General features: G+C 66.2%; 21 protein-coding genes and 1 pseudogene. 14 read left to right on the top strand and 8 right to left on the bottom strand.

Going from position 1 to position 18,057, the window contains the following annotated elements; all coding sequences use genetic code 11:
* Nucleotides 1-7: 7 nt before the first annotated feature.
* The 10 genes from ACWDTF_RS17055 to ACWDTF_RS17010 all read left to right on the top strand — a co-directional run bounded on the left by ACWDTF_RS17055 (nucleotide 8) and on the right by ACWDTF_RS17010 (nucleotide 10,484).
* Nucleotides 8-1,588, top strand: a complete 1,581-nt coding sequence (locus ACWDTF_RS17055; RefSeq protein ID WP_449754716.1) for an AMP-binding protein — start codon at nucleotides 8-10, stop codon at nucleotides 1,586-1,588.
* Nucleotides 1,585-1,872: a phosphopantetheine-binding protein gene (locus ACWDTF_RS17050; protein WP_355273064.1), complete on the top strand. Its 288-nt coding sequence runs from the start codon at nucleotides 1,585-1,587 to the stop codon at nucleotides 1,870-1,872. Before ACWDTF_RS17055 ends, ACWDTF_RS17050 begins: the two co-directional genes overlap by 4 nt.
* Nucleotides 1,869-3,017 carry an acyl-CoA dehydrogenase family protein gene (locus ACWDTF_RS17045; RefSeq protein ID WP_449754715.1) on the top strand — a complete coding sequence of 383 codons (1,149 nt, stop codon included), beginning with the start codon at nucleotides 1,869-1,871 and terminating at the stop codon, nucleotides 3,015-3,017. Before ACWDTF_RS17050 ends, ACWDTF_RS17045 begins: the two co-directional genes overlap by 4 nt.
* A 1-nt stretch (nucleotide 3,018) precedes the next feature.
* On the top strand, nucleotides 3,019-4,206 hold the full coding sequence (locus tag ACWDTF_RS17040) for an acyl-CoA dehydrogenase family protein (RefSeq protein WP_240856088.1): 1,188 nt from the start codon (nucleotides 3,019-3,021) through the stop codon (nucleotides 4,204-4,206).
* 6 nt (nucleotides 4,207-4,212) lie between these two features.
* Nucleotides 4,213-4,983 carry an alpha/beta fold hydrolase gene (locus tag ACWDTF_RS17035; RefSeq protein ID WP_449754714.1) on the top strand — a complete coding sequence of 257 codons (771 nt, stop codon included), beginning with the start codon at nucleotides 4,213-4,215 and terminating at the stop codon, nucleotides 4,981-4,983.
* On the top strand, nucleotides 4,977-6,623 hold the full coding sequence (gene mbtM / locus ACWDTF_RS17030) for a long-chain-fatty acid--ACP ligase MbtM (RefSeq protein WP_449754713.1): 1,647 nt from the start codon (nucleotides 4,977-4,979) through the stop codon (nucleotides 6,621-6,623). Before ACWDTF_RS17035 ends, mbtM begins: the two co-directional genes overlap by 7 nt.
* Nucleotides 6,620-7,792 (top strand): acyl-CoA dehydrogenase family protein, encoded by a 1,173-nt coding sequence (locus ACWDTF_RS17025; RefSeq protein ID WP_308221007.1) that lies wholly within the window; start codon nucleotides 6,620-6,622, stop codon nucleotides 7,790-7,792. Before mbtM ends, ACWDTF_RS17025 begins: the two co-directional genes overlap by 4 nt.
* 63 nt (nucleotides 7,793-7,855) lie before the next feature.
* Nucleotides 7,856-8,854, top strand: a complete 999-nt coding sequence (locus tag ACWDTF_RS17020; RefSeq protein ID WP_449754746.1) for an ATP-binding cassette domain-containing protein — start codon at nucleotides 7,856-7,858, stop codon at nucleotides 8,852-8,854.
* Nucleotides 8,851-9,666, top strand: coding sequence for an ABC transporter permease (locus tag ACWDTF_RS17015; protein WP_240856085.1), 816 nt, complete (start codon nucleotides 8,851-8,853; stop codon nucleotides 9,664-9,666). Before ACWDTF_RS17020 ends, ACWDTF_RS17015 begins: the two co-directional genes overlap by 4 nt.
* Nucleotides 9,663-10,484, top strand: a complete 822-nt coding sequence (locus ACWDTF_RS17010) for an ABC transporter permease (RefSeq protein ID WP_240856083.1) — start codon at nucleotides 9,663-9,665, stop codon at nucleotides 10,482-10,484. The genes ACWDTF_RS17015 and ACWDTF_RS17010 overlap by 4 nt, the downstream gene beginning before the upstream one ends.
* A gap of 189 nt (nucleotides 10,485-10,673) precedes the next feature.
* Here the strand turns inward: ACWDTF_RS17010 and ACWDTF_RS17005 are convergent, their stop codons facing one another.
* The 5 genes from ACWDTF_RS17005 to ACWDTF_RS16985 are packed head-to-tail and all read right to left on the bottom strand — an operon-like array spanning nucleotide 10,674 to nucleotide 14,092.
* Nucleotides 10,674-11,459 (bottom strand): exodeoxyribonuclease III, encoded by a 786-nt coding sequence (locus tag ACWDTF_RS17005; protein WP_240856082.1) that lies wholly within the window; start codon nucleotides 11,457-11,459, stop codon nucleotides 10,674-10,676.
* Nucleotides 11,460-11,461: 2 nt separating this feature from the next.
* Nucleotides 11,462-11,950: a barstar family protein gene (locus tag ACWDTF_RS17000; RefSeq protein WP_449754712.1), complete on the bottom strand. Its 489-nt coding sequence runs from the start codon at nucleotides 11,948-11,950 to the stop codon at nucleotides 11,462-11,464.
* Nucleotides 11,947-12,498, bottom strand: coding sequence for a ribonuclease domain-containing protein (locus ACWDTF_RS16995; protein WP_240856080.1), 552 nt, complete (start codon nucleotides 12,496-12,498; stop codon nucleotides 11,947-11,949). Before ACWDTF_RS16995 ends, ACWDTF_RS17000 begins: the two co-directional genes overlap by 4 nt.
* On the bottom strand, nucleotides 12,498-13,475 hold the full coding sequence (locus tag ACWDTF_RS16990; RefSeq protein ID WP_433257745.1) for an N-acetylglutamate synthase, CG3035 family: 978 nt from the start codon (nucleotides 13,473-13,475) through the stop codon (nucleotides 12,498-12,500). Before ACWDTF_RS16990 ends, ACWDTF_RS16995 begins: the two co-directional genes overlap by 1 nt.
* An 11-nt stretch (nucleotides 13,476-13,486) precedes the next feature.
* On the bottom strand, nucleotides 13,487-14,092 hold the full coding sequence (locus tag ACWDTF_RS16985) for a peptide deformylase (protein ID WP_449754711.1): 606 nt from the start codon (nucleotides 14,090-14,092) through the stop codon (nucleotides 13,487-13,489).
* Between the two features lie 273 nt (nucleotides 14,093-14,365).
* Here ACWDTF_RS16985 and ACWDTF_RS16980 point away from each other — a divergent pair, with 273 nt between their 5' ends.
* The 4 genes from ACWDTF_RS16980 (at nucleotide 14,366) to ACWDTF_RS16965 (ending at nucleotide 17,205) form a co-directional block, all read left to right on the top strand.
* Nucleotides 14,366-14,722 carry a DUF3263 domain-containing protein gene (locus ACWDTF_RS16980; protein WP_012832574.1) on the top strand — a complete coding sequence of 119 codons (357 nt, stop codon included), beginning with the start codon at nucleotides 14,366-14,368 and terminating at the stop codon, nucleotides 14,720-14,722.
* Nucleotides 14,723-14,811: 89 nt separating this feature from the next.
* Nucleotides 14,812-15,297: a LytR C-terminal domain-containing protein gene (locus ACWDTF_RS16975; RefSeq protein WP_240856077.1), complete on the top strand. Its 486-nt coding sequence runs from the start codon at nucleotides 14,812-14,814 to the stop codon at nucleotides 15,295-15,297.
* 84 nt (nucleotides 15,298-15,381) lie between these two features.
* Nucleotides 15,382-16,044, top strand: coding sequence for a superoxide dismutase family protein (locus tag ACWDTF_RS16970; RefSeq protein WP_240856076.1), 663 nt, complete (start codon nucleotides 15,382-15,384; stop codon nucleotides 16,042-16,044).
* 27 nt (nucleotides 16,045-16,071) lie between these two features.
* Nucleotides 16,072-17,205, top strand: a complete 1,134-nt coding sequence (locus ACWDTF_RS16965) for a glutamate--cysteine ligase (protein WP_240856075.1) — start codon at nucleotides 16,072-16,074, stop codon at nucleotides 17,203-17,205.
* Nucleotides 17,206-17,228: 23 nt separating this feature from the next.
* Here the strand turns inward: ACWDTF_RS16965 and ACWDTF_RS16960 are convergent, their stop codons facing one another.
* The 3 genes and pseudogenes from ACWDTF_RS16960 to ACWDTF_RS16950 all read right to left on the bottom strand — a co-directional run.
* A complete protein-coding gene (locus ACWDTF_RS16960; protein WP_240856074.1) occupies nucleotides 17,229-17,384 on the bottom strand; it encodes a hypothetical protein in 156 nt (51 codons plus the stop codon).
* A 38-nt stretch (nucleotides 17,385-17,422) separates the two neighbouring features.
* Nucleotides 17,423-17,671 carry a hypothetical protein gene (locus ACWDTF_RS16955; protein WP_449754710.1) on the bottom strand — a complete coding sequence of 83 codons (249 nt, stop codon included), beginning with the start codon at nucleotides 17,669-17,671 and terminating at the stop codon, nucleotides 17,423-17,425.
* 38 nt (nucleotides 17,672-17,709) lie between these two features.
* Nucleotides 17,710-18,057: pseudogene (locus tag ACWDTF_RS16950) on the bottom strand (hypothetical protein); the annotation flags it as partial.

Genomic DNA, 18,057 nt, shown 5'->3' with positions numbered 1-18,057 from the left:
GAGGACCATGGACACACTGTCAACGTCATGCGCGTCTGCCACCACCACGGCCGACGCGTCGAATCCGCTTGCCGACATCCTCACCGCGGCGTCCATCGAACACGGCGACCGCTGTGCCATCCGAACCGAACTCGGTGAGCTGTCGTATGCGGAACTGTCCGAACGCGTCACCGAGCTGGCGGCCGGACTTCGCGCTGCCGGGGTGGGTGGCGGCAGTGCGGTCGCGGTGTACCTGCCGCGATCCGCACCGGCCACGATCGCGATCCACGCGGTCATCGCCACTGGCGCTGTCGTCGCACCGATCGATGTGGCCGATCCGCCCGATCGCACGGCTGCACTGCTCGACCAGGCCAGCATCACCCACGTCCTTTCCGACCGCACCGGCATCGACCGGGTGAACCCGGCCGGCCGCGTCGTCGAGCTGCCCCAGGACGGGTTGCTGCTGGCGGCACGCGGCGAGGACGACGCCCACGGTCCGTCCGCGGAACCCGGCTACCTGCTGTTCACGTCCGGCAGTACCGGACTCCCGAAGGGAGTGTTGCTGTCGTCGTCGGCGGTGGCGTTCTTCGCGCAGTGGGCCGCAAGATCTCTCGAACTTCGTGCGGGAGAACGGGTGGCAGCTCAGGCGGCGCTCACCTTTGACCTGAGCACCTTTGACATCTTCTCGACCGCCATCGCCGGAGTCACCGCGGTGCAGTTGCCCGAGTGGCTGAAGGCATTTCCGCAGGATGCCGCCGAATGGCTTGCGGACAACGAGATCTCGGTGATCTACGCGGTGCCCAGCCTGCTGCGTGGGATCGTCTCGGCCGTTCGACGCCAGGAACAACCGTTGTCGGCGCTGCGTGCGATTGCCTTTGCCGGCGAACCCTATCCGCCTGCGGCGCTGCGCGAACTGCTCGACACCTTCCCGGGCATCCACGTGCGGAACTGGTATGGGCCCACCGAGACCAACGTGTGCACAGCGGCCGATGTCCGGAACTGGCGTCCGGGAGAACCCGTCCCGGTGGGGTCAGCGTTGCCGGGTGTCGAGATCCTCCTCGTCGACGAGGAGTGCAACGCCGCGGAGGCAGGCGAATTGGTGGTCGCAGGCGCACCGTTGCTGACGGGTTATGTGATCGGCGGCGAGGTAGTCGATCCCACAGTCGCACTGGCCTTCCCCGACGGTCGTGTGCGGCGGGCCTATCGCACCGGCGATCACGCCTATCGCGACGCCGACGGTCAACTGGTGTTGACCGGACGGGTCGACAGCCAGATCAAGCGCCGCGGATATCGCATCGACTTGGCCGGCATCGAGACGATCGCCTGCGAAGAGGCGTCCGTGCTGGCCGCGGCCGCGGTGGCCACCGGGCCCGACAACCGGATCACCCTGTTCCTCGACACCGGCGCCGGCGCCGAGACCACGGAGTCGGCCGACGCGATCACCGCAACCGACGGAGCCATCCGCGCGCTACTCCCCATTGCCTCACAACCGGATTCGATAGTCATCTGCTCGCCGTTGCCGACGAACCGGCGCGGAAAGATCGACCGCGAGCACCTGAAGACATTGGCTGCGCAGCCAGGACACACAGAGGAGAAAGAATCTTCATGACCAGTAACAACGTCGATACGGCGCCAGTCTCCGTCGAGGACGTCTGCACGATCGTCTCCGGGGCGATCGCGCGCCGTCACGGTCATGCCGACGCCGTCACGCCGGACAGCGAACTGCTGCTCACCGGCCTGCTCGACTCGTTGACCCTCGTGAACATCGTCGCCGATCTCGAGCAGCGCATCGGACAGAAGCTGCCCGAGGACATCGTGGTTGCCCGCAACTTCCGGACTCCCGCGAAACTGCACGCCACGGTTGCCGAGGTGCTGGACGGATCGACCCGATGACCCTCGTCGCGCCGCCGGTGGACCGTGCTGCCAATGCCGCCGCCGAAATCGCGGAGATTGCACCGGAACTGACCGGTGTGCCGTTCCGGGACGCCTGGCGTCGGCTGGTGGCCACTGCATCGGTATCGTCCGCGATGGCCGATTCCTTGCGTGGCACGACCGGCGACGGCGCTGTCCAGAATGCGGTGGCTGTGGTGGAAGGAGCCGGACGAGCCGGTGTGCCGGCCGGTCTCTGCTATGCGCTGGCCTCCCAACTCTTCGGCATCCAGTGGCCGTTGTCGGCGTTGCCTCGGCAGCCGCTGGCGCCCTATGCGGATCGTCTTCTCGACGGTTCGATGCTGCTGTGCCACGCACTCACCGAAGAGACCGGCGGGTCCGACCCCCTGTCGATGAACACCGCGGCGCATCGGCTCGACGACGGCAGTCTGCGCATCGACGGCCGCAAGGCCTATGTCACGGCAGCACCGGCCGCCGATCTCGTGCTGGCCTTCGCCCGCACCGAGGCGCAGCGCCATCCGTTTGCGTTGAGCGCCTTCCTGATTCCGGCCGACCGGCCCGGGGTGGTGCGGTCGGAGCCGTTCGACAAGACCGCACTCACCGAGGTCCCCATGGGCGCCATCGATTTCAATCACGTGGCCGCCACCGACGCGGACATGGTGACTACCGAGGGATCCGGCCTGGCCTTCCTGTCGAGCACCACGGCCTGGGAACGGGCGCTGCTCATGAGTTACTCGGTCGGCCTGATGCGAGCAACCGTGGAGCGGGCTGTGACGTGGCTGCGCGAACGCAAGCAGTTCGGCCGTGGACTCGGCTCCAATCCTCTTGTCGCGGCTCGGGTCTCTGATCTGTCGATCATCGAGCACCGCGTTCGCACGCTGGTCTACGACATGGCTCGCCGCATCGATGCGGGTACCCCGCTGAGCGCACTGGCCACGGAGGCGGCGCAGGTGAAGATCTCGTGTGCACAGGATCTCGTCGCATTCGAGACCGCTGCGGCACCGCTGTTCGGTGCCCGGGCAGTGGTCGCGGATTCGGGATACGCCATCAACTTCTCGAGTGCCGTCGCCGCCTCGATCTACGCCGGGACCAACGACTTGCTGCGCGTGGTGATAGCCCGCGATCTCGGTCTACCAGTGGAGAATTGAGATGAACACAACCACCTCGGAGCCGTTGCAGAAGGCACTCGATCTCGCAGGTGAGATCCTGCCGGAGCTCGCCGATCTCGCCGGTCCCATCGACGAGGGAACCCAGGCGCCGGCCAAGGCGTACGCGCTGCTGCGTGAGTCCGGTCTGCTCGCGGCGATGGTGCCGCCGGACCGGGGTGGACTCGGTCTGGACTTCGCCGGCTACACCACCGTGCTCGCCGAACTGGCCAAGGCCAACGGCGCCATCGCCCTTGGCTACAACATGCACAACGTCGCCATCGGCTCGCTGTTCGAGGCCGACGGTGATGCTCTCGGTGCGACCGGTGCTGCGTTCCGGGACTGGGTCGTCGGAGAGGTGGTCGACGGGCAGCGGATGTTCGCCTCGGCCGCCTCGGAGCCCAGCACCGGTGCCCGGTTGCGCGGGATCGCCACCACCTATCGGCGTGAGGCCAACGGGTTCGTCCTGTCTGGACACAAGTCGTTCGTATCGCTGGCCGGGGTCGCCGACTACTACGTCGTGACCGCGCGGCCCGACGACGCGGACGGCGACTACGAGGTCTCGCACTTTGTGGTTCGCGCCGACGATCCGGGGGTGTCGTTCTCGGAGGAATGGCGCGGTACTGCCTTGCGTGGCACCTCCACCGCCCAGATGTTCTTGGCGGACACACCGATTCCCCTCGATCGCCTGTTCCTCGGCGTGGAGGGCATGTCCTTGTTCAAGGCTGTCCGCGAACCGCATTGGATGGCGGCCGGCTACCTCGGCGCATACCTGGGACTTGCGACCTCGATCGTCGACTTCGCCAGCGAGCGCATCGGCGACGACGCGCGCCGCCGCGACGACGCGCCGAGCATTCAGCGTCTCGGCTCGATGGCCGTCGACCTGCAGGCCGCTCGCGCGCTGACCTTGGGTGCAGCGCGAGCTGTCGCCGACAACCGTTCGGACACCGCAACCAACTCGCTGGTCTATGCCGCCAAGTATCACCTGGGTGAGACTGCACAATCCCTTGCCGCGCAGGCAGTTGCCCTCGTCGGCTCGGCGTCGATGGCGGTGGATGGGCCGATGCAGCGACTGCTGCGGGAGGTGCAGTTCTGCTCCATCATGCCGGCCAAGCCGATCGACTGCCTCAACTACGTGGGGAGGGCTCAGCTCGGTGCGAACATGCTGGACGTCTCCAACCACAGTTGGTAGGGCGCGATGCCAGTTCTCGCACACCACCGAGGTGAGCTCGAATACCTTGTGTACGAAGGTGATCGCCCAGATTTCCCGACCGTGGTCCTCCTGCACGAGGGTCTCGGCTCTGCGGGGCAGTGGGGTCGTCTGCCCGCGCTGATCAGCGCCCGTACCGGGATGTCCACCCTCGTCTATTCGCGCCACGGGTACGGAAGTTCGGCGGGCTACGGGCCGACGGGTCCGGACTATCTGCACAGCGAGGCGCTCACCGTCCTGCCGGAGGTGTTGTCGACACTCGGAATCGAGCGTCCGTTTCTCGTCGGCCACAGTGACGGCGCGTCGATTGCCGCCATCTATGCGAGCGAGTATCCGGTGGCCGGCGCGGTGCTGATCGCTCCGCACGTCTTCGTCGAAGACGTCACCCTCAACGGCATCCGGCAGACCGCCGAGTCGCTAGACACGAAGGTCCGGCCCTCGCTTGCACTGTTCCACGACGACCCGGATGCGTTGTTCCGCAAATGGTCTGGCGTGTGGCTGTCGGACGAGTTCGCAACCTTCGACATCACCGAACAGTGTCGTCGGATCGGTGCGCCGCTGTTGCTCGTACAGGGTGAGAACGACCAGTACGGCAGCGTCGCACAACTCGACCGGATCGTCGGCGCGGCCGGCGGCGACGTCACCCGGCGGGTACTGCCCGGGCATGGTCATCATCCGCATCTGCAGAACGCCGACGAGATCGGCGACCTGATCACTGAATTCATCGCAAAGCTCGAAGAGAAAGGCTGGGCATGGTAACGGCGCTCGATGAGGCTGGCACAGCCAGCATTCTGGCGGAATCGGTCAGCGAAGGAATGCTGTCCGGAAACGGTTCGCTGTCGGTCCTCGATCCGGAAACGGGGACATGGGATGCCCGGCCCTGGTCGGATGTACACGCCCGGGCCGAGGAGGTCGCGGCGCAGATCCTCGCCGATCGCCAGCGCGTGGAGCCGCACCACGTCGGGCTGATCGGCGACCCGAGCTTCGACCTGGTTGCCGCGGTGCTGGGCGCATGGCTCGCCGGCGTCGCCGTGTCGATCCTGCCCGGTCCGATCCGAGGAGCAGACGAAGAGCGTTGGGCCCAGACAACGTACGTGCGCTTCGCCGATATCGGCGTCGGCACGGTTCTCGGCAGCGGACCTCAGTTGGACCTGCTGGCCAAGGTCGATGGCTGGATGTGCGTCGAGCAGGTCGCGGTCTACGGCGCCGGCATCGACACAACCGGATTCGAGCCGCGTCGCGTGGGCGAGGATGCGCCCGCGGTGCTGCAGGGTACTGCCGGCTCCACCGGTGACCCGAAGACCGCCGTCCTGTCGACCAAGGCAGTGCACACGAACACCACCGAACTGATCGTGCGACTCGGTGTGCATCGCACCCGCGACATCGGCTTCAGTTGGCTTCCGCTGTATCACGACATGGGCCTGACCTTCCTGCTCGCCACGATGGGCGCAGGCTTCCCGCTGTGGCTGGTGCCGAACTCGGCCTTTGCTGCGGCACCGTTCAAGTGGCTCGAGTGGCTCACCGAGTCGCGGGCCACCTTGACCGCGGCTCCCAACTTCGCCTACGACATCCTGGGCAAGTACGGCTCGCTCATCAAGGACGCGGACCTGTCGGCGCTGCGTGTGTCGATCAGCGGTGGCGAACCGATCGATCCCGATGCCTTCGACAAGTTCCTCGAAGTCACAGAACGATTCGGCTTCGACCCGGGGGCAGCGGCGCCGTCGTACGGCATGGCCGAGTCGACGTGTGCCGTCACGATTCCGTCGGTCGGTAGCGGCGCCAACTACGACGAGGTGACGGTGACCCCGCCGGGTGACGGGTCGGTTCCGATCCGCCGCCGCTATGCGATCCTCGGTAAACCGCTGGGGGGAATGCAACTTCGTATCGTCGAACCTGCCGATGGTGAGGTTCCGCAGATCGACGACCGCGCCGTCGGACATGTGGAGATCCGAGGCACCTCGATGATGAACGGCTACCTGGGGCACCCGCCGCTGGCAGCAGGCGAGTGGTTCCCCACCGGTGACATCGGCTACCTCGTCGACGGCAAGCTGGTGATCTGCGGCCGGGCCAAGGAGATCGTCATCGTCGCCGGGCGCAACCTGTTCCCGATCGAGATAGAGCGTGTCGCGGCCAAGGTGTCGGGAGTGCGCAGCGGTTGCGTGGTTGCGATGGCCCGCAACGAGCAGTCGGCCCGGCCCGGACTGGTGATCGTGGCCGAATTCCGTGGTGAGGACGAGGAATCCGCGAAGAGCGCCGTCAAGGCCGAAGTCGCAGCACAGTGTGGTGTCATGCCGTCGGATGTCATCTTCGTGGCTCCCGGCGCGGTGCCGCGCACCACCTCCGGCAAGATTCGCCGACTGGAGACCAAGCGACTCGTCGAGGTCGGTGAGATGAAGTGACCGCCACGATCACGCAACAGACCACCGTCGAGGAGTATCGGGCGTTGCTCGAATCGGTCTTCGACGACGAGGTCCGTGGATGGACCGCCGAAGCCGAAGCCGCAGAGCGATTTCCGCGCAAGCTGCTCGAGCGTCTCGGCGCTGCCGGTGTGTTCGCCCAGAAGTGGGGCGACGGAAAGACGCCCGACGTCGCCAAGCTCGTCGAACTCGCCTACGCGCTGGGTCGCCAGGGTTCCGCGGGCATCAGTGTGGGCGTGAGCCTGCACGATTCGGCCATCGCGATCTTGCGTCGCTTCGGTGGGCGCTCGCCGCTGCTGACCGACGTCGCCGAGCGCGCCATCCGCGGCGATGCGGTGCTGTGCCTGGCAGCCTCGGAATCGTCGGGCGGCTCGGATCTGCAGATCGTGGAGACCGAGATCTCCACCGAGGGCGACGGATTCCGCGTCAAAGGCCGCAAGAAGTTCGTCTCGCTGTCGCCGATCGCCGATTACATCCTGGTGGTGGCGCGCACCGTCGAGGGTGACTCCGAGAGCCGGCACGGAAACGTGGCGTTGATCCTGGTTCCGACCGATCAGGTGACGATCATGCCGCCCTACGCGAAAGTCAGTGCCGGGCCACTGGATACCGCTGCGGTGGAGATCGACACTGTGGTGTCCGCGGACCATCTGATCGCGCGTGCCGGTACCGGTCTGGCGGCGGTGAGCTGGGGCCTCGCCCACGAGCGGCTGTCGATTGCCGGGCAGGTCGCCGCGTCATGCGAACTGGCCCTGGGTGTCACGCTTGCGCGGATGCACGAGCGCACCCAGTTCGGCAAGACACTGATCGACCACCAGGCGCTGCGGCTTCGGATGGCCGACCTCGTCTCCCGTGTCGACATGCTGCGCCTAGCGCTGACCGGTATCGCAGCGGGAGGCAAGCTCGATCTGCGCAGCGCTGCTGCCATGAAGGTGTCGGCGGCGCGGCTCGGCGAAGAGGTCATCGGCGAATGTATGCACATCTTCGGCGGTTCGGGCTTCTTGACCGGTGAGACCCCGCTCGCGCAGTGGTGGCGGGACATGAAGCTCGCGCGCGTCGGCGGCGGCACCGACGAGGTCCTGTGGGAGCTCGTGGCCGCATCGATGAAGCCGGATTTCGATGCCTACCAACAATTCTCTGGTTCCATCACCTGACGTTTGTCAGGGTGACCCATATACCGTCAGCTATGCTCACGATTCAAGGATGGGGTGACCACAATGTCGCTGGTCGTGGTCGAAGATCTGGCCAAGTCGTACCGGGACGTCCGCGCGCTCGACGGCATCTCCTTCGAGATCCCCGAGGGTTCGGTGCTGGGACTGTTGGGGCCCAACGGTTGTGGGAAGACCACCACTGTCTCGATCCTGTCGACGCTGCAGCGCCCGACAGCGGGCCGTTGTTCGGTGGCCGGATACGACGTCGTCGACGACGCCGGCAGAGTGCGCGAACTGATCTCGCTCACCGGTCAGTATGCGGCGCTCGAGGGGTCGCTGACGACGCGGGAGAACATCGCGATGTTCGGTCGGCTCACCGGCCTGCCGCGGCGCGAGACACGGTCGCGGCTCGAGGAGGTCGCCGAGACCTTCGGTCTCGTGGAATTCATGGATCGCAAGGTTTCTGAGCTCTCCGGCGGTATGCGACGACGCGTGGACATCGCGGCGGCGCTGGTCACCCGGCCCAAGGTGCTCTTCCTCGACGAACCAACCACGGGCCTCGACCCGCGGAGTCGCGCGTCGGTGTGGGAGACCGTGTCGACGCTGCGCACGGAGGGAATCACCGTGCTGCTGACCACGCAGTACCTCGAGGAGGCCGATCGCCTCGCCGACGATCTCGTCCTGCTCGACCACGGGCGAGTGGTCGAGCAGGGCACTCCCGAGCAGCTGAAACAGCGTGCGGGATCGGCGGTGTGCGAGATCACGTTGCTCGACTCCGCAGATCTCGACCGGACCCGTACCGCCCTGCGGGAGTTCGAGGAGATCGAGGCGGCCACCGGTGGTGGCGACCAGCGTCCGCGGCTGTCCGTCGCTGCGCCCGACGAACTGGGAACGGTCGGCACCGTGGTTGCCACTCTGCAGCGGGCGTCGATCCCGGTCTTCGACATCGCCTTGCGACGTCCGTCTCTCGACGAGGTGTTCTTCCAGTTGACCGGGCAGACACCGGAATCGGCCGACGAGTCGGAATCGGGCGACGCGGTGATGGCCGGGAAGGGCGCCGAATGAGCGTCGCCCCGCTGATCGCTCGTCCGGCCTCGGTCGGCGGTGATGCGATACGAACCGCGGTCCCGGCGCTGGTCGCGATCGGCGAACTGACTCGGCAGAGCCTGAAATCCGGTGCACGCGAGGGACAGTTCGTCTTCGCCGTGGGTTCGCCGATCGTCTTCTTCATCTGCTTCTATGTACCCCTGCACAGCCGGTTCGACCGAATGGGTATCGACTATGCCCAAAACCTCGTGCCGTTGGTCGTGATCCAGGCCGCCATCTTCGTCTCGATCATCTCGTGCGAGATCGCCGGTCGGGCCGCGCAGAGCGGGGTCCGGGGCCGGTTGGCATCGCTGCCGATGGCGCGCAGCGCGCCGCCGATCAGCCGGATGATCAATGCCTCAATACGCGTGACGATCTCGTTGGCGTCGACCTGTGCGCTCGGCGCGGCCCTCGGCTTCCGCTTTCACGGATCTGTGTGGGATCTCGTCGGATTCGTGTTGCTGGCGGTCATCTTTGCCGTCAGCCTCAGTCTCATGGCGGATGCGGCGGGATCGGTGGCCGATCATCCCGACAGCATCGCGCAGATGCTGATGATCCCGGAGCTGATCCTCGTCGTCGTCTCGACGGGACTCGTTCCTGTGCAGTCATTTCCGGAGTGGGTGCACCCATTTGTGAGCAACAATCCGGTGACGATCTTCGTCGACGCGATGCGCGCGCTCGCGGCCGGGACCGACGTCGACATCACGTCGGTCGTCGCGTGGTCGGTGATCCTGATCGGACTGGGACTGTTCGCTTCCGTTCTTGCCAACCGTCGGGAGGTGTCACGATGACCGCCACTGCCGTTCCGGCCCATTCGGCCATCGATCCATACCTGCGCCAGACGGTTCTGCTCGGTACCCAGGCCGTCGTGCACGCCTCGGCGTTGCTACGCACCTGGGTTCGCGATCCGGGTGTGGTGGTGCAGACGCTCGTCTTCCCGGCATTTCTGCTCGGTGTCTTCCACCTCGTGCTCGGACAGTCGACGACCAACCTGGGTCTGGGCGACAGCATCTATCGCAACACCGGGTTGGTCGCGTTGGTCGGCGCGATGTTCGGGACGATCATGACCGGGCTGCAACTGATCAGCGAACGCGAGACGGGGTTGCTCGCCCGCCTGTCGACCCTGCCGGTACCGCGATCGGGCTACCTTCTGGGCCGGGTGCTGGCAGAGGTCGTGCGGATCACGATCGCCACGGTGGTCCTGTTCGCAGTGGCAATCCCCATGGGGTTCCGCTTCACTCAGGGCTGGCTCGCGGGTGTCGCCGCCCTCTTGGTTCCGGTGATCGCCGGGACCGGAATCGTGTTCGTCATGATCGCGTGCGCGACCGTGGCCCCGCGGTCGTTGATGGAGGAGACGGCGATCCCGTTCCTGTTCATGATGTTCTTCAATACCGGCTTCGCGCCGCTGTCGGAGTATCCGGGCTGGCTGCAGCCGATCGTCGAGTACCAACCGATGAGTCCGGCGGTCGACGCACTCAGCGGACTCACCGAAGGAGGTCCCGTCGCGCGTCCGCTTGCGCTGACAATTGTCTGGACCGTAGGGCTTTCGGTCGTGTTCGGTGTGCTCGCCGTTCGCGGCTATCGCAAAGCCGCACAGCGGTCGATCTGATTCGACGAGCACGGCGACCACATCTCTGACCGGGTCCTCTACCCTACGTACTCACCGGAGTGCCGAAGAAAAATCTAGGGGAAGAAGCTTCCTCCCCTATGTTCGGAGTCTTCCGCCAGTAATTTCTGGGGGAGGACTCCAAGAGTAGGGGAAGAAGTTTCTTCCCCTACTTTCAGTGCGCCCGACCGGTCAGGTGATGTCGAAGATCACAGGGGCATGATCGCTGGCGCCCTTGCCTTTTCGGGCATTGCGGTCGACGGTGGCGCCGATGACGCGGGTGTCGAGTGCGGGGGAGCAGAGTGCGTAGTCGATGCGCATGCCTTCGTTGCGGGGGAACCTCAGCGCGGTGTAGTCCCAGAACGTGTAGCCCGGCGCGTAGGGAAGTGCCGAATCGGCCAGCCCGGCAGTGAGGAAGGCGCGCACAGCGGATCGTTCGGCGTCGGAGACGTGTGGTTTGCCCTCGAAGCAGCCCGGGTCCCAGACATCGGAGTCCTGCTGGGCGACATTCCAATCGCCGGCGAGCATGATCTCCGCGGCGGGGTCGTGGGCGAGCTGCAGTGACGTGATGCCGGCGAGCGCGTCGAGCCAATCGAGCTTGTAGCGGTAGTGCGGGTCGTCGAGGGCTCGGCCGTTCGGGACGTACAGACTCCAAACCCGCACGCCGGCGCAGCGTGCGGACAGCGCTCGCGCTTCGGCGGTTTCGCGACCGTCGATGGGGAATGTCGGCATCCCTTCGAAGCCGATCTCCACCTCGTCGAGCCCGACGCGGGATGCGATCGCCACGCCGTTGTAGGCCCCCTGACCTATGTGTGCGACGTCGTAACCGCTTGCGAGGAAACTCATCACGGGAAAGCTGTCATCGTGGCACTTGGTCTCCTGCATGGCCAGCACGTCGATGTCGTTGGAGTCCATCCAGGCGACCACCGCTTCTGACCGGGCGCGGATGGAGTTGACGTTCCAGGTGGCGATTCGCATCGTCACCGCACCTCGGCAACCCGCACACCGGCTGCGCGCCAGCGTGTTCGGACCGTGTCGCGATAGCGCCGAGGCGTGCACAGCAGAACGGCGAACACCGATTGACTGTCGTGGTCGCGGTAGTGGTCACGATAGAACGGCATCGACTCGGCAAACCAGTCGAATCCGTCGGGATCGTCGGTCAGCAGCATATGTGCATCGGTGATCAGCGTCAGGAATCCGGCGGGTGCCGAGCCGGGTTCGGCGGAGCCGTCGAGATCGCGCATGCAGTCGTCGAAGGCGGATTTGCTGTGGCCGAAATGATCCGGGAAATGCCAGGCCGCAGCGAACGCGGTGAACAGGTCGTCGAGCGTGGTCGCCGCAGTGGCGTCGACGTTGCGTACTCGCAGGCCCGACGGGGTCCGGGTCAGCGCGTCGTCGCGCAGCATGCCGACGACGGGTCCGTGACCGCCGGCATCGGCGAGGAAGTCGCGCAGCGTCTCCGGGTTCATCGCCGGTTCCGGATGACGACAAAGCTGACGTAGTGATCGGCGGTGTAGTAGGCCGAACCGTCGCTGCCGGTGATGATCCGCTCGGCATCGCGGCTCTGACCGCGCTTCTTGGGGTTCACATCCCACTCCCGATAGGTGATGCGCGTTCCGCCCGGGTTGGTGCGCGGAAGCTTTCCTTCGTTGTTGCGGAACACATCTCCGCCGTGTGTGCCGGGTGCGTTGGCGGCTTCTGGCCAGTCGCCGGAGTCGATGAGCGCCAGGGTTTGTCGAACTCGGGCAGGCACCCGCGACGACGTGCTCGTCGACCTCGACGTGGACACGGCTGCTGTGGAGGACCGTTTGGCCGACCTTGACGTCTTGGTTGTTGACGTCTTGGCTGCCGACGACTTGGTCACGGACGTGGCGGCAGTCGTTGTCGACGCGGTGGAATCGTCGTGTCTGTTGATCAGCCAGGTGACACCGAAGACCGCTGCGATCACGACGAGGGCGATGGCGGTGATGAGTGCCTGGCGTCGTCGGGCCGCGGCAGTCGGAGCCGATCGTGGCATCAGATCGCGTTTCCTTCGATGGTCGGGGTCAGGTAGTGCGCGGTGTGGTGCAGGGCAAAGCCCCAGCGCCGATACCACGCGCCGGCAACACGATTGGTGGTCTCGACCTGCACGTAGGCCGACGCGGCGCCCTCTGCGGCACCCCACTCGACCAGACGTCTCGCGACTGCGCCGGCCAGTCCGGAGCGTCGTCGGTCCGGGGCGGTCCACAACGCGGTGAGACCGAGCCGTGCAACGCCGTCGGGCCCAGCGGTGACCGCGGCCCGCCCGATCGCCGAGATGTCATCGGTGCCGATCGTCGCAAACCTGACCGGTCCGCGGGCGGCCGTCGTCACCCTCCGGGCGAGCTCAACGTCGGCGTCGGGGCGGTAGGCGTGCAGCCACTGATCCGATGGTTCGTCATCGAGGCGAATCTCGAGGTTCGGCATGGAGGCTCCACGCGCCAGCAATGTTTCGAGGTCGGCGGTCAGGACCTGCACCTCGACGCCGCGTTCGCCGTCGATCACCCCGGCGGTCATCAGGCGGTCCGGCAACGACAGCAGGACCGGCAGGTCGCGACGCCGATACCACGCCGCGATCTGCGGTAGGCTCTGCGCCGATCGGGCCGAAGGCTCCAGTGGCAGTGCGGAATTCGCGCGTCGAGTGAATCCGCCGCCGGCCCGGAGGAGCCAGCCGTCGATCCACGCCGATTCGACACCGGGCCAGGCGAGCGCGGCGGCATGCTCGAGGTTGCGAATCTCGCTGTTGCGTACCGGCTTTGCCGAGAGCAGCCGCACCGAGGTGACAGCCGAGCGGGGGATGGATTCGCGTGTGCCGTCGCGTTCGAGAACGAGCGGGTCCGCGTCGTCGACGAGGAAGCCCGTCACATCCGAGCGTGCCGCGTCCCGATCACCGCGCCAGTCCGCAGGGGTGGCCTCGCCGAGCCGATAGCGCACGACGACACGGTCGCCCGCAAAGAGGTCGGCTGGCTCGGTCACCGTGGGCGTGGTCAGTCGTCGTCGTGGCCGAACGGATCCTCGACCTCGCCGGGCATCCACGTCAGACCGGGCACACCCCACTTGTGCTTCTTGATGGACTTCTTGGCCGCGCGGGCGTTGCGCCCGATCAGCACGTCCACGTACAGAAAGCCGTCGAGATGGCCGACCTCGTGCTGCAGCATGCGGGCGAAGAACCCGGTGCCCTCCACCACGACTTCGGCGCCGGTGCGGTCGACGCCGGTGACTCGCGCCCAGTCGGCGCGTCCGGTGGGGAACTGTTCGCCGGGGACCGACAGGCAGCCCTCGTCGTTGCCGTCCGGGTCGGGCATGGTCTCCGGGATCTCGGAGGTCTCCAGAATCGGGTTGATCACCTCGCCGCGGCGGCGTCGGGCTTCGTAACGTTCACCCTCGGGGCAATCGAAGACGAACATCCGCTGCCCGACTCCGACCTGATTGGCCGCCAGACCGACACCGTGTGCGGCGTCCATCGTGTCGTACATGTCGTCGAGCAGGGTGATCGTCTCGGCCGACGGCTTGCCGGCATCGTCGAGCGCCACGGGAGCCGTGGGCTCGTGCAACACCGGCTCGCCGATGATGCAGATCGGGAGAATGGCCATGCGGCTCAGATTACTGGGTGGGTTCGGAGTCCCTTCTCGTCGCCCGCATCGCGCCGACCTGGGAGAGAATTGATGCCGCACGAACCGGGCGAGTCACACCGCGTTCGAGGTTGGGGTGCGTGGTTAGATGATTACGAACCACACCATTGTGATTTGGCGGCGGCGCCGGGAGCGAAGCGAGCGGGCCAAGTGTTCCCGGCAGAGCTGCCCACCACGATGGTTGTGCGGATCGACGGTAGGGCTGGATCGACGGGCGAATCGTGAGGGAGCGAGATGGACGGCGCAGCTGCGCGTAGCCAGAAGCAGGGCGATCAACCCACCCCCGAGAACGCTGCCGCCGACCAGTCAGCGGTGGACCCGCATGAGGTCGGGGCCGACGGGTTGTCGCGGCGCGAACACGACATCCTGGCGTTCGAACGTCAGTGGTGGAAGTACGCGGGAGCCAAGGAAGAAGCCATCAAAGAGCTGTTCGGCCTGTCGGCGACCCGCTATTACCAGGTACTCAACGCGCTCGTCGACCGTCCCGAAGCGCTGGCTGCAGACCCGATGCTGGTCAAGCGCCTGCGTCGGCTTCGGGCCTCCCGGCAGAAGGCCCGCGCGGCCCGTCGGCTGGGCTTCGAGATCACGTGATGCGTGGCTGCGAGCTCTCAATGCGTGCCGCGGATATCACTGACGTCTGACGCCGGGCCACCTCGCGAAGTGCGTTAAGGTCGTCGTTGATGAATGCAGATCGTGAGCCCAATCGCCTTCCGTTGCGTGCCGGGGCCATGTTGCTGCTCGCTGTCGCCGTGGTCTTCATCGGTCTGGGATGGCATTCGGCAGCGACGTCGTCCGACGACCCGGAGGCAGCGCTGGAAGCTGCGAACAAGACCCAGACCACGACGTCGGCGGCACCCACCTCGACCACGGCGGCGGCCGCCGCAAAGCCTGTGTGCGTCTACAACGCCGGTGGCATCAACGGTCTCGGCCGCGAGGTCACCAACGAGCTCAAGGCCAAGGGTTTCCAGACCCGTGCGCCGCAGACCTACACCGACGGCACCTTCAGCGAGAACACCATCTTCTACGACGACGCCGCGTCCAAGGCGCAGGCCGACCAGATCGCCGCGGCACTCGGTGGCAGCTACGTCGTGGAAGAACGTGCACCCGCGTTTGCCGGCCGATGTGAGGACGGCATCCCCGTCATCGCCTTCGAGCGGTCCGAATGAACGGACCCGGTACGATTGCGGCCCGATACGAACACGCACCACGGTGCCGCCCGCAGCCCTCACCAGGATCGACCAAGGAGTGACATGACCGGCAGTAGGAAATCTCGTCCGACCACCCTGCGCATCGCCGCGGCACTGGCCTCGGCGGGTGCGCTCGGCGTCGTGCTGGCGGGCTGTACCCCCGACGAGCCGGTGTCGGACGTGAAGGGCACCACGCCCCCGGTGATCTCTGACGTCCCACTGCCTCCGGGCTCGGTCGAGAACCAGGACAACGTCCCGACCGGACAGCAGGCGAAGGCCGAGATCAAGAACGAGGACGGCGACCGGGTCGGTGAGGCGACGTTCGTGGCCCGCGGGGCGGGCGGTCCGGTGACCGTGACCGTGAAGGTCACCGGTGGTGACATCCCGGCGGGATTCCACGGCATGCACATCCACACCAACGGCCAGTGTGCGCCGGGCCCCGACGGTGAGGCCTTCAGCGCGGCGGGCGGTCACCTGCAGGTCGGAGACGCGAACGCGCATCCGTCCAGTGGCGACCTGATCTCGATGAACATCCTCAAGGACGGCACCGGCGAGACGGTGACCGTCACCGACGCCGTGACCCTGCAGCAGATCATCGGCAAGTCGATCATCATCCACGAGAAGCCCGACAACTTCGGCAACGTGCCCAACCCGAGCCCCAACACCCTCAAGACCGGCGATGCGGGCGCTCGTCTGGCCTGCGGCGTCATCGAGCTCGGCGCGTAGCGATACCAACCCCCGAGGCCAGACGTGGTGACGTCCATCCCGTTTCAGGGATCCCCGACCCCGTCGCTCGGCGTCGAATGGGAGTTCGCACTCACCGACAAGCAAACAGGTGACCTCTCGAACTCGGCTGCGGCGTTGTTTGCGGCCGTCGCCGAGCAGCACCCCGAGCGGACCGGGCAGGTCCACAAGGAGTTGCTGCGCAACACCGTCGAGCTGGTGACCGGTATCTGTCGGACCACAGCCGAGGCGGTCGACGACCTCACCGGGACATTGGCGGTGGTGCGCAGGATCGCCGACGAACTGGGCGTCGACCTGTACGGCGCGGGTACGCATCCGTTTGCCGAATGGTCGACGCAGCTGCTCACCGAGGGGCACCGGTATGCGGAGCTGATCGAGCGGACCCAGTGGTGGGGACGCCAGATGTTGATCTGGGGTCTGCACGTGCATGTCGGTATCAGCCACCGCGACAAGGTGTTACCGATCCTCGACGCCCTGCTCAACTACTATCCGCACCTGCTGGCGATCTCAGCGTCTTCGCCGATGTGGGCCGGGCAGGACACCAGCTACGCCAGCAACCGTGCAATGATGTTCCAGCAGTTGCCGACGGCGGGTCTGCCCTTCCAGTTTGCGACGTGGTCGGAGTTCGAGGCGTTCGTCGGCGACCAGAAGACCACCGGCATCATCGACCACATCAACGAAATCCGTTGGGACATCCGGCCGTCGCCGCATCTGGGCACCATCGAGGTGCGGGTGTGCGACGGGATGACCAACGTGGCCGACCTGTCGGCGGTGGTCGCGCTGATCCACTGTCTCGTCGTCGATCTGGATCGGCGGCTGACCGCGGGAGAGGCGCTGCCGACGATGGCGCCGTGGCTGGTTCAGGAGAACAAGTGGCGCGCAGCACGTTACGGCCTCGAGGCCATCGTCATCCTCGACTCGGACTGCACCGAACGGCTGGTGACCGAGGACCTATCGAACGTTCTGGAGCGGCTGGCGCCGATCGCACGCGACCTCGAGTGCGTCGACGAGTTGGCGGGTGTCTCACGAATCATCGAGCGTGGGGCCAGCTATCAGCGCCAGCGTGCCGTGTACGCACGCACCGGCAGTATGCGCGACGTGGTCGCGTCGGTGGTCGAGGAACTGGCGCAACCGGTTTCGTAGTTGTCAGTCAACATGGCCGGGGCTCATTCCCGGTAGCCAACCTCGGTCTCGCTGAGAATCTGGTCGATGTCACCGGTCGGAAACTCGTACGTGAGAGCGTTTCGGACGGCAGCCAGTTTTCGGGCCTGCGACTGCCGAGGTTCGTCGTCATCAGAAGCGATCCGAACGTGCTTGTTCATGTATTGAGTATGCAGTGCTGCGCTGCAGGTATCCGCTTTCACGGCCAGGTGATGATGGTTTTGCCGGTGGCTGCGTGCTGCCAGATGACTGCGCGGCCTTCGGCCAGGGTGGGTATCCAGATGTCGAGGTGGCGCCGCCCTGAGGAGCGAGCTTGCGAGCGTCTCGAAGGGTTGAACTGGTGGCAGGGGATGCAGAGCGGGATCAGATCGTCGGTGATGGTCCAGCCGCCGTCGATCGGGTGGGCATGGTTGTAGGGCTTGACGTGGTCGAGTTGGCACTGTTCCACGGGTCGTCCGCAGTAGGGTCCGCGGCAGTGGTGGTCAGTCAGCGCGATCGCGCGCCGCTGTGCGTCTGTTGGTTCGTAGTCCAACGCCCCGACCGGGGGTACGAGTAGCCCACCGTGTCCGGTGGGGTCGATCGGCGCCGGGTTGGGTGGGCGGGAAAGCACCCGGACCAGCGCCGAACCCGTCTGCGAGCTGCCGGCCAGGTGGGCGGGTACTGAACACGGCCGGCCTTGCGGGGTCGTCCGGCGCGCAACATGCTGACCCGACCATCGGGGTCGGTGTCGGTGGGGTCACTGCGATGCAGAAACCGTTGGCTTTCGCGGTACATGCCGGTCCAGGTGGCATCCTCGGCGAGTGCACGCGCGTGGGCGGGGTCGATCACCCCGTA

This window comes from Gordonia sp. NPDC003422 (genome assembly GCF_053588675.1).
This window is presented reverse-complemented; position numbering and strand designations above follow the sequence as displayed.